The sequence below is a fragment of the Streptomyces recifensis genome (genome assembly GCF_002154615.1).
Classification (GTDB): Bacteria; Actinomycetota; Actinomycetes; order Streptomycetales; family Streptomycetaceae; genus Streptomyces; species Streptomyces griseoluteus.
This window is the reverse complement of the sequence record NZ_MUNH01000458.1, coordinates 1-8,733: the sequence shown is the minus strand read 5'-3', so window position 1 is coordinate 8,733 and position 8,733 is coordinate 1. Positions and strand designations below refer to the sequence as shown.

Genomic DNA, 8,733 nt, shown 5'->3' with positions numbered 1-8,733 from the left:
CGAGTGGTGGACGGCGCCGTCCTCACCGGGTACGGCGCCGTCCACCACTCGGCGCGGGTCCAGCCCGGCGAGACGGTCGCCGTGTTCGGCGTCGGCGGGGTCGGCCTCGCCACCCTCCAGGCGGCCCGGATCGCCGGCGCGGCCCGGATCATCGCCGTGGACGTCTCGCCGCGGAAGGAGGAGCTGGCCCGCGCCTGCGGGGCCACCGACTTCGTCCTCGCCGACGAGCAGACCCCGCGCGCCGTCCGCGCCCTCACCGGCAAGCAGGGTGTCGACGTCGCCGTGGAGTGCGCGGGCCGGGCCCAGAGCATCCGTGCCGCCTGGGAGTCCACCCGCCGGGGCGGCCGGACCACGGTCGTCGGCATCGGCGGCAAGGACGAGCAGGTCACCTTCAACGCCCTGGAGATCTTCCACTGGGGCCGCACCCTCACCGGCTGCGTCTACGGCAACTCCGACCCCGCCCGTGACCTCCCGGCCATCGCCGCCCACATCCGCGAGGGCCGTCTGGACCTCTCGGCGCTGGTGACGGAACACATCACCCTGAAGGACATCCCGACCGCTTTCGAGGACATGCTGGCGGGCCGGGGAGGGCGGGCGCTGGTCGTGTTCTAGGGCTTCTCCCGCCGGCGGCTCAGCGCACCCGGTCCGGGCCGGGTGCCGCGTCCGCCACCTGCGCGGGCGCCGTACGCCCCCGCGAGCGGGCCACCGCCACGCCCGCCAGGCACAGCAGGCCGCCGCCGAGCATCACGGGCCCCGGCACCTCGTCCAGGGCCAGCCACGAGATCAGGACCACCAGTGCCGGGACGGCGTACGTCGTCGCGCCCAGTCTGGCGGCGCTCGTGCGGGCCAGGGCGTACGCCCACGCGGTGAAGGCCAGCGCGGTGGGGAAGACGCCGAGGTAGATCATGCCCAGCGTGGCCGACAGCGGGGCGTGGGACGCCTCGGAGACCAGTTGGCCGGTGAAGGGAAGGCAGGCCGCCGCGCCGATCAGGCAGCCGAACGTGGTCACCTGGAGGGCGCTCGCGCGGGCCACCGCGGGCTTCTGCGCGACCACTCCGGCCGCATAGGCGACCGCCGCGAGGAGGCAGGCCACCACGCCGAGCACCGAGGAGCCGCCGCCCCCGGCCGACATGGACAGGCCCACGATCACCGCGCCGGTGAAGGAGACCGCCATCCCCGCCAGCAACCGGGGCGGCATCGGGTCGCCGAGGAACCGGGCCGCGAACAGGGCGATCAGCAGCGGGCCGACGTTCACCACCAGGGCGGCCGTACCGGCGTCCACGCGCTGCTCGCCCCAGTTCAGGGCCACCATGTAGAAGCCGAACCAGAGCACCCCGGACACCAGGATGCCGGGCCAGGCTCCGCGCGGCGGCCACCCCTCGCGACGTATCGCGCACAGCACGGCCAGGGTGAGGCCGCCCGCGAGCAGCCGGCCGAGCGCCAGCGCGCCCGGCGAGTAGGCGTCACCGGCGGTGCGGATCACCACGAAGGCGGACGCCCACAGCAGCACGGTGACCACGGCCGCGGCCGTGGGCAGCAGACGATGACGCGGACTGAGGTCCATCGGACTCCTCGATCGATTCGGTGGAAAGCCGGGCGGTCTCAGACCAGCGCCCGCTCGTCGATGCCCAGCAGCTCCGCCAGCGCACGGGCCCCCTCGGACGTCACCCGCACCGCGCGCCCCGAGCCCACGCGGGCGCACCACCCGGCGTCCAGCGCGTGCCGGCACAGCGCCGCGCCCGCCGCGCCCCCGAGATGCGGGCGCCGCTCCGTCCAGTCCAGGCAGGAGCGGGCCAGCGGGCGGCGGGTGGAGCGGTCGACGGTGATGCCCGCGTCGCCGAACCAGGCCAGACCCTGGTCGGTCAGCGCGAAGCCGGTGTCCTGGCGCAGCAGCCCGCGCGAGGTCAGCGCGTCGGTGACCGTGATGCCCAGCCGCCCGGCGAGATGGTCGTAGCAGGTGCGTCCGCGCGCGAGGGCGGACTGGGTACGGACCTCCCGCAGCGTGCGCGGGACGTCGACCACCACGTCCTGCGGCAGATGCGCCGCCAGATCCTCGACGAGCTGCGCGGCGCGCGGGTCGGCCAGCCGGACGTAGCGGTGTCGCCCCTGGCGTTCCGTCGCGAGCAGACCGCCCGCGACCAGCCGGTTCAGGTGCCCGGTGAGGGTCGAGGGCGCGACCCGGACGTGCCGGGCGAGTTCCCCGGCGGTCCACGCGCGCCCGTCCAGCAGGGCCAGCAGACAGCCGGCCCGCGTCTCGTCGGCGAGCAGCGCGGCGAGCGAGGCGAGGGCGGTGGCGCACGGTTCGCTGGCGGTCATGTGCACAGCATGCGGGACGGACGCTTCGGCGCCCACCGAATCATGGCCGGTGCTCCGGCTCCCCGTACTGCGCCTCCAGCCCGGCCAGCAGCGCCGCGAGCCCCACCTCGAAGGCTCGCTCGTCGATCTTCTCCTGCTGCTCGGCGAGGAGATGGGCCTGCCCGAGGTGGGGATAGTCGGCGGGGTCGTAGGCGCTCGCGTCGTCGACGAAACCGCCCGCGAAGGAGCTGAGCGCGGAGCCCATGACGAAGTACCGCATCAGCGCGCCGATCGAGGTCGCCTGCGCCGGGGACCAGCCCGCGTCGACCATCCCGCCGTACACCGCGTCCGCCAGCCGCAGCCCCGCCGGACGGCGGCCGGGGCCGCGCGCGAGGACGGGGACGATGTTGGGGTGGTCGCGCAGCGCGGACCGGTAGGAGACGGCCCAGTCGTGCAGCGCGGTCCGCCAGTCCCGTCCGTCCTCGAACATCGACAGGTCGACCTGCGCGCTCACCGAGTCCGCGACCGCCTCCAGGATCTCGTCCTTGGTGCGGAAGTGGTTGTAGAGCGAGGGCCCGCTCACCCCCAGTTCGGCGGCGAGCCGGCGGGTGGAGACGGCCTGGAGCCCCTCCGCGTCCACGAGGGCCCGTGCCGTCGCGACGATCCGGTCGGTGCTGAGAAGGGGCTTGCGCGGTCGGGCCATGGCGCACATAGTAGGGCTGCGAGCAGAAACTAGCACTGCTAATTTAAATGTACGTCTTTCAAGGGCCTTACGGGTTCCCGCTGAGGCCGTGTGGGGTGATCGCGTGGTGAACCTGGCCCTGAGCGAGGAACAGGCGGCCGTACGGCGACTGGCCCGTGACTTCGTGGAGCGCGAGATCGCGCCCCACGTCACCGCATGGGACCGCGCCGAGGAGGTCGACCGGGGCATCGTGAAGAAGCTCGGCGAGGTCGGCTTCCTGGGGCTGACCATCGACGAGGAGTACGGCGGCTCCGGTGGCGACCATCTCGCGTACTGCCTGGTCACCGAGGAACTGGGGCGCGGTGACTCCTCGGTGCGCGGGATCGTCTCCGTCTCCCTCGGCCTGGTCGCCAAGTCCATCGCCGCCTGGGGCGACGAGGAGCAGAAGCGGCGCTGGCTGCCGGGGCTGACCTCCGGCGAGCTGGTCGGCTGCTTCGGCCTCACCGAGCCCGGCACCGGTTCGGACGCGGGCAACCTCACCACGCGGGCCGTACGGGACGGCGACGACTACGTGCTGAGCGGCACCAAGATGTTCATCACCAACGGCACCTGGGCGGACGTGGTGCTGCTCTTCGCCCGCTCCACCGACGCCCCAGGCCACAAGGGTGTCTCCGCCTTCCTCGTCCCCACCGGCACCCCCGGCCTCACCCGCCGGACCATCCACGGCAAGCTCGGCCTGCGCGGCCAGGCCACCGCCGAACTGGTGCTGGAGGACGTGCGGGTGCCCGCCTCCGCGATGGTCGGTGCCGAGGGCAAGGGCTTCTCCGTCGCCATGTCCGCGCTCGCCAAGGGCCGGATGTCGGTCGCCGCGGGCTGCGTCGGCATAGCCCAGGCCGCCCTGGACGCGGCCGTCCGGTACGCCGGTGAGCGCGAGCAGTTCGGCACCTCCATCGCCCGGCACCAGCTGGTGCAGGAACTGATCAGCGACATCGCCGTGGACGTGGACGCCGCCCGCCTGCTCACCTGGCGGGTGGCCGACCTGATCGACCGGGGCGAGCCGTTCGCCACGGAGTCCTCCAAGGCCAAGCTGTTCGCCTCCGAGGCCGCCGTGCGCGCCGCCTCCAACGCCCTTCAGGTGTTCGGGGGTTACGGCTACATCGACGAGTACCCGGTGGGCAAGCTGCTGCGCGACGCCCGCGTGATGACCCTGTACGAGGGCACCAGCCAGATCCAGAAGCTCCTCATCGGCCGCGCGCTCACGGGCGTCTCCGCCTTCTGAGGCCGCGCCCTTCTGAGTACGGGTACTCAAGTACCTCGGCGGATGTGGCCCGCGCCGCGTCCGCCGACACTCGTGCCATGAGCGACACACCCGTCAAGCAGCAGAGCACGGCCGCCTTCTACGGACAGGCCGTCGCCTCCTTCGCCGTCGCCATGACGGCCACCGCGATCGGCATCTACCGGCTGGACGCCAACGCCTGGGTGCGCGGCTTCCTCGCCATCGCCGTCCTCTACCTCGTCACCTCCGCCTTCACCCTCGCCAAGGTGATCCGCGACAGACAGGAGGCCGGCGAGATCGTCAGCAGAGTCGACCAGGCCCGCATGGAAGAACTCCTCACCTCCCACGACCCGTACCGCAAGACCCCGGGTCCGCAGCAGTCTCGCTAAGCGGCCGCTCACCTTCGGCGGTATGGTGGTGATCCTGTCATCCGAGGAGGGGCGAGCGATGAGTACGGCGGAGGAGACGGTCGGCGGCGAGGCCGACGCGTGGGCCGAGGTCACCCCGGACGCGGCCCGGCGGCTGCTCGTCGCCGCCGTGGAAGCCTTCGCCGAGCGCGGCTACCACGCCACCACCACCCGCGACATCGCGGGCCGCGCCGGGATGAGCCCGGCCGCGCTCTACATCCACTACAAGACCAAGGAAGAGCTGCTCCACCGGATCAGCCGCATCGGTCACGACAAGGCGCTCGACATCCTGCGCACCGCCGCGCGCGGCGAGGGCACGGCCGCCGAGCGGCTGGCGGACGGGGTCAGCTCCTTCGTCCGCTGGCACGCCGGCCGCCGCACCACCGCGCGGGTCGTGCAGTACGAGCTGGACGCGCTCGGTCCGGACGCCCGCGCCGAGATCGTCGCGCTGCGCCGCCAGGTGGACGCCGAGGTGCGCGGGATCGTCGAGGACGGCGTGGCGGCCGGCGAGTTCGAAGTGCCCGACGTGCAGGGCACCACCCTCGCCATCCTGTCGCTCTGCATCGACGTGGCCCGCTGGTTCAACGTGGACGGCCCGCGCACGCCCGAGCAGGTCGGCGAGCTGTACGCGGGCCTCGTCCTGCGGATGGTCGGGGCCCACTGACCCCGACGCCCGCCTTCCGGGATCAGAAGTAGTAGCGGGACACCGACTCCGCCACGCACACCGGCTTGTCGCCGCCCTCGCGCTCCACGGTGAAGGCGACCGACACCTGGACCCCGCCCGGCACGTCCTCCACGCCGGTGATCACCGCCGTGGAGCGCAGCCGGGAGCCGACCGGCACCGGGGCGGGGAAGCGGACCTTGTTGGTGCCGTAGTTGACGCCCATCCGCACGCCCTCGACCGCGATGAGCTGCGGCCCGAACAGGGGGAGCAGGGAGAGGGTGAGGTAGCCGTGCGCGATCGTGGTGCCGAAGGGGCCCGCTGCCGCCTTCTGCGGGTCCACGTGGATCCACTGGTGGTCGCCGGTGGCCTCCGCGAACAGGTCGATCCGCTTCTGGTCGACCTCCAGCCAGTCGGTGTGGCCGAGCTGCTCGCCCACGGCCGCCTTCAGCTCGTCGGGGGAGTGGAAGGTCCTCGGTTCTGCCATGATCCCGGCCTCTCGCGTCGTAAGTCTAAGCAACTGCTTAGCATGGTGGGGTGGACCGCGCCTGTCAACGGCTCGCCCGGTCCGGCGGGTCGGTAGGCTCGGGACGGTGCCCCAGCTTCCCGAGAAGATCCACGAGCTGACCGTCGGCCAGTTGTCCGCGCGCAGCGGTGCTGCCGTCTCCGCCCTGCACTTCTACGAGTCCAAGGGCCTGATCAGCAGCCGCCGCACCTCCGGCAACCAGCGCCGCTACACCCGCGACACCCTGCGCCGGGTCGCCTTCGTACGCGCCGCCCAGCGGGTCGGCATCCCGCTCGCCACCATCCGCGAGGCCCTCGCCGAGCTGCCCGAGGAGCGCACCCCGACCCGCGCGGACTGGGCCCGGCTCTCCGAGGCGTGGCGCTCGGAGCTGGACGACCGGATCAACCAGCTCAACCGGCTGCGCGACCACCTCACCGACTGCATCGGCTGCGGCTGCCTCTCCCTGGCCACCTGCGTGCTGTCCAACCCGGACGACGTGTTCGGCGAGCGCGGCGCCGGGTCCCGCCTGATGCGGGAGGAGCGAGGGCCGCGTGCGCACTCCTGAGCTCGTCGCGGCGCTGGCGCAGACCTGGCTGGGCGAGCACGCCCAAGCCCGTCTCCGGCCCCGTGGACCGACCGACCTCGCCGACCGCACGGCCCTCCTCGCGCTGCCGTACGACGCCCGCCGGAACGACCCCTACTGGTCCCGCTGAGCCGAGTGTTCCCTCAGTCCCGCCGCCACCAACCCTGCGTTGGACAGAGCCCGTTCGCCGTCCGGCAGGAACAGTGTGTCCTCCAGGCCGATACGCGTCGCCAGTCCCAGCCGTCCGGCCAGCCGCAGCACCGGCCACGCGCCGCCGTCCTCGCCGTGCAGCAGGACGGGACGGCCGTGCGCCGTGCCCAGTTCGGTCAGCAGGGCGTGCGCCGACGCCTCGGCGGTCGCCGGGCCGGTGTCCGTCACCTCCGCCAGTACCCGCAGCACGCGCGGCCCCAGCGGCGAGGCGGCGAAGCGCGCCGCGCCCTCGGTGCCGGACCAGATGCCCGCCTCCACGCCGACGCCCCGCGCCAGCAGCAGCGCGGCCAGCTCCTCGGCGCCCGGCTCGTGCCAGTTGACCGAGGCGAAGTCGGGCAGCACCGACCAGGAGCGCACCCGTTCCAGCCGTGCGGCCGGATCGGGTTCGGCCCAGGCGCCGGTGGTCACCCCGACCGGCACCCCGGCGAGCCCGCGCAGTGCCTCCACCACGGGCCCGACGACGCGTGCGGACAGGGACTCCCGCCCGCACGGCGCCCGGGGATGCGCATGCGCCTCCGTGGCCCCGGCGGCGACCGCCTCCGCCGCCGACCGAGCCAACTCCTGCGGCGTCAGAGGAACTTGCACCCCGTCCGCCGCCGTTCTGCTCCCGTTCAGACAGACCTGCACCGCACCCATGGTGCCGCACCCGGTCAGGCCGACATCAGCAGCCGCTCCCGCCGCGCCGAGGCCAGCGCGTCGTCGGTGAGCACCGGACGGGGCACCAGGATGCCGCAGTCCGTGCACACCGGCCCGGCCGACGGCTCGTGATCGAGGCCGTACCGCCACACCAGCCGCTCGCCGTCGCACACGGGGCACACCGACCCCGGCGGGCGCTCCAGGGCGCTGATGATCCGGTGCAGTACGTCGGCCAGCGGCTCACGGGGGTGCAGCCGCGGGTCGTCGCACCAGGCGACACCGAAGCCGCCCCAGGTCATCCGGTGCCAGTCGTCGACACTGCCCGGCCTGCGCAGGCCGTCGTGCTTCTCCTTCTTCCGGCGTTCCGCGAAATCGGCCTCGTAGGTCAGCCACACCGCGCGCGCCTGCTCCAGCTCCACCAGTGCGGCCACGAGCCGCGCCGGGTCGGGGGAGCGGTCCTCCGGGCCGAAACCGGCCCGCCCGCACAGATGGTCCCAGGTCGCCCGGTGCCCGTAAGGAGCGAACCGCTCCAGGCACTTGCGCAGTGAGTAGCGCCGCAGCGCCAGATCGCATCGCGGATCGCGCACCTGTCTCGCCAGACTTCGGAATCCGGCCATCGCCCTGCACCTCCGTCACACCTGTGTCCGCTCTTCGGTCACCTCGGCGTCGCCGTACGGCTGTCGCGCGACGTCGCCGGATAGACGTGTCGCGGGCCGATCCGGCTCCATCCGATTTCCGATGCCCTCCCATAACGCCTTCCGGGTTGACCGCCGGGCATCGGCCCGGCCTGTCCCGGAACTTGACGCATGTTCACCTTTCCTCGCGGGGATACCGGCGGTAACGTCCGGCCCACCCCCGTCGGGAGGAGCTGCCATGCCACGGCGCACCCCACGTAACGTGTTGTCCGACAGACTCAGAACTCCTCGCACTCTCTCCGGGTTCCTGAAGACGGCCTCGATATGCGTCCTGATCGCCGGTTGTCTTTCACCGCTCGGTCAGGCGGCGGCCGCCACAAGCGCTCCCACCGCGACGAACGACTACTGTTCCGGCCAGTGTTCGGACATCCTTCCGCCGGGTGAGAACGGCAATGCCACCCTGGCGCAGATCCTGCTCAACCAGGCTTTCGGCACCCAGCCGGCGCACGCCGAGGACCAGCTCGGCCCCTACGCGAATCTCGCCACCGGCCACCCCGGCCTGACCGACGCGAAGATCAACAACTTTTTCAACGACGCCTCCTTCGGCGTCCCCGCCACCCAGGTCGCCTCCACCGAGAAGCCCGCCGGGCGCACCGACGTCACGATCGTCCGGGACAAGAAGTCCGGCGTGCCCCACATCACCGGCACCACCCGCTACGGCACCGAGTTCGGCGCCGGTTACGCGGCCGGGCAGGACCGGCTGTGGCTGATGGACGTGTTCCGGCACGTGGGCCGGGGCCAGTTGACCGGCTTCGCCGGGGGCGCCCCCGCCAACCAGGGCCT

13 protein-coding genes are annotated in these 8,733 nt (G+C 72.9%); 7 read left to right on the top strand and 6 right to left on the bottom strand.

The genetic code is table 11. From position 1 onward, the window contains the following. The coding region (locus CCN33_RS22690; protein WP_140394626.1) for a zinc-binding dehydrogenase at positions 1 to 612 on the top strand (612 nt) is incomplete at its 5' end. A gap of 19 nt (positions 613 to 631) precedes the next feature. On the opposite strand, the gene CCN33_RS22685 is transcribed toward CCN33_RS22690, so the two are convergent. The 3 genes from CCN33_RS22685 to CCN33_RS22675 are packed head-to-tail and all read right to left on the bottom strand — an operon-like array spanning position 632 to position 2,998. Then, complete coding sequence (locus CCN33_RS22685; RefSeq protein ID WP_086695367.1) at positions 632 to 1,564, bottom strand: DMT family transporter; 933 nt, start codon at positions 1,562 to 1,564, stop codon at positions 632 to 634. Positions 1,565 to 1,602: 38 nt separating this feature from the next. After that, positions 1,603 to 2,316, bottom strand: coding sequence for an ArsR/SmtB family transcription factor (locus CCN33_RS22680; protein WP_086695369.1), 714 nt, complete (start codon positions 2,314 to 2,316; stop codon positions 1,603 to 1,605). A 40-nt stretch (positions 2,317 to 2,356) separates the two neighbouring features. Then, positions 2,357 to 2,998 (bottom strand): TetR/AcrR family transcriptional regulator, encoded by a 642-nt coding sequence (locus CCN33_RS22675; RefSeq protein ID WP_086695366.1) that lies wholly within the window; start codon positions 2,996 to 2,998, stop codon positions 2,357 to 2,359. Positions 2,999 to 3,104: 106 nt separating this feature from the next. Between CCN33_RS22675 and CCN33_RS22670 the strand changes: the two genes are divergently transcribed. The 3 genes from CCN33_RS22670 (at position 3,105) to CCN33_RS22660 (ending at position 5,324) form a co-directional block, all read left to right on the top strand. Beyond that, positions 3,105 to 4,256: an acyl-CoA dehydrogenase family protein gene (locus CCN33_RS22670; RefSeq protein WP_086695368.1), complete on the top strand. Its 1,152-nt coding sequence runs from the start codon at positions 3,105 to 3,107 to the stop codon at positions 4,254 to 4,256. A gap of 77 nt (positions 4,257 to 4,333) precedes the next feature. Further along, positions 4,334 to 4,642, top strand: a complete 309-nt coding sequence (locus tag CCN33_RS22665) for a YiaA/YiaB family inner membrane protein (protein WP_030812545.1) — start codon at positions 4,334 to 4,336, stop codon at positions 4,640 to 4,642. Positions 4,643 to 4,700: 58 nt separating this feature from the next. Next, entirely contained in the window at positions 4,701 to 5,324 is a 624-nt protein-coding gene (locus CCN33_RS22660) for a TetR/AcrR family transcriptional regulator (RefSeq protein ID WP_086695365.1), read from the top strand. A gap of 22 nt (positions 5,325 to 5,346) precedes the next feature. Here the strand turns inward: CCN33_RS22660 and CCN33_RS22655 are convergent, their stop codons facing one another. Continuing rightward, complete coding sequence (locus tag CCN33_RS22655) at positions 5,347 to 5,808, bottom strand: MaoC family dehydratase (RefSeq protein WP_086695364.1); 462 nt, start codon at positions 5,806 to 5,808, stop codon at positions 5,347 to 5,349. Between the two features lie 106 nt (positions 5,809 to 5,914). Between CCN33_RS22655 and soxR the strand changes: the two genes are divergently transcribed. Then, on the top strand, positions 5,915 to 6,391 hold the full coding sequence (gene soxR / locus CCN33_RS22650) for a redox-sensitive transcriptional activator SoxR (protein ID WP_086695363.1): 477 nt from the start codon (positions 5,915 to 5,917) through the stop codon (positions 6,389 to 6,391). Further along, complete coding sequence (locus CCN33_RS32200; protein ID WP_167387920.1) at positions 6,378 to 6,539, top strand: hypothetical protein; 162 nt, start codon at positions 6,378 to 6,380, stop codon at positions 6,537 to 6,539. The genes soxR and CCN33_RS32200 overlap by 14 nt, the downstream gene beginning before the upstream one ends. Here CCN33_RS32200 and CCN33_RS22645 read toward each other — a convergent pair. Continuing rightward, positions 6,524 to 7,255, bottom strand: a complete 732-nt coding sequence (locus CCN33_RS22645) for a 3-keto-5-aminohexanoate cleavage protein (protein WP_086695362.1) — start codon at positions 7,253 to 7,255, stop codon at positions 6,524 to 6,526. The two genes, CCN33_RS32200 and CCN33_RS22645, sit on opposite strands and share 16 nt — an antisense overlap. 14 nt (positions 7,256 to 7,269) lie before the next feature. Continuing rightward, on the bottom strand, positions 7,270 to 7,872 hold the full coding sequence (locus tag CCN33_RS22640; RefSeq protein ID WP_086695361.1) for a hypothetical protein: 603 nt from the start codon (positions 7,870 to 7,872) through the stop codon (positions 7,270 to 7,272). A gap of 256 nt (positions 7,873 to 8,128) precedes the next feature. Between CCN33_RS22640 and CCN33_RS22635 the strand changes: the two genes are divergently transcribed. Further along, positions 8,129 to 8,733: penicillin acylase family protein (locus tag CCN33_RS22635; protein WP_140394625.1), on the top strand; the 605-nt coding region annotated here is incomplete at its 3' end.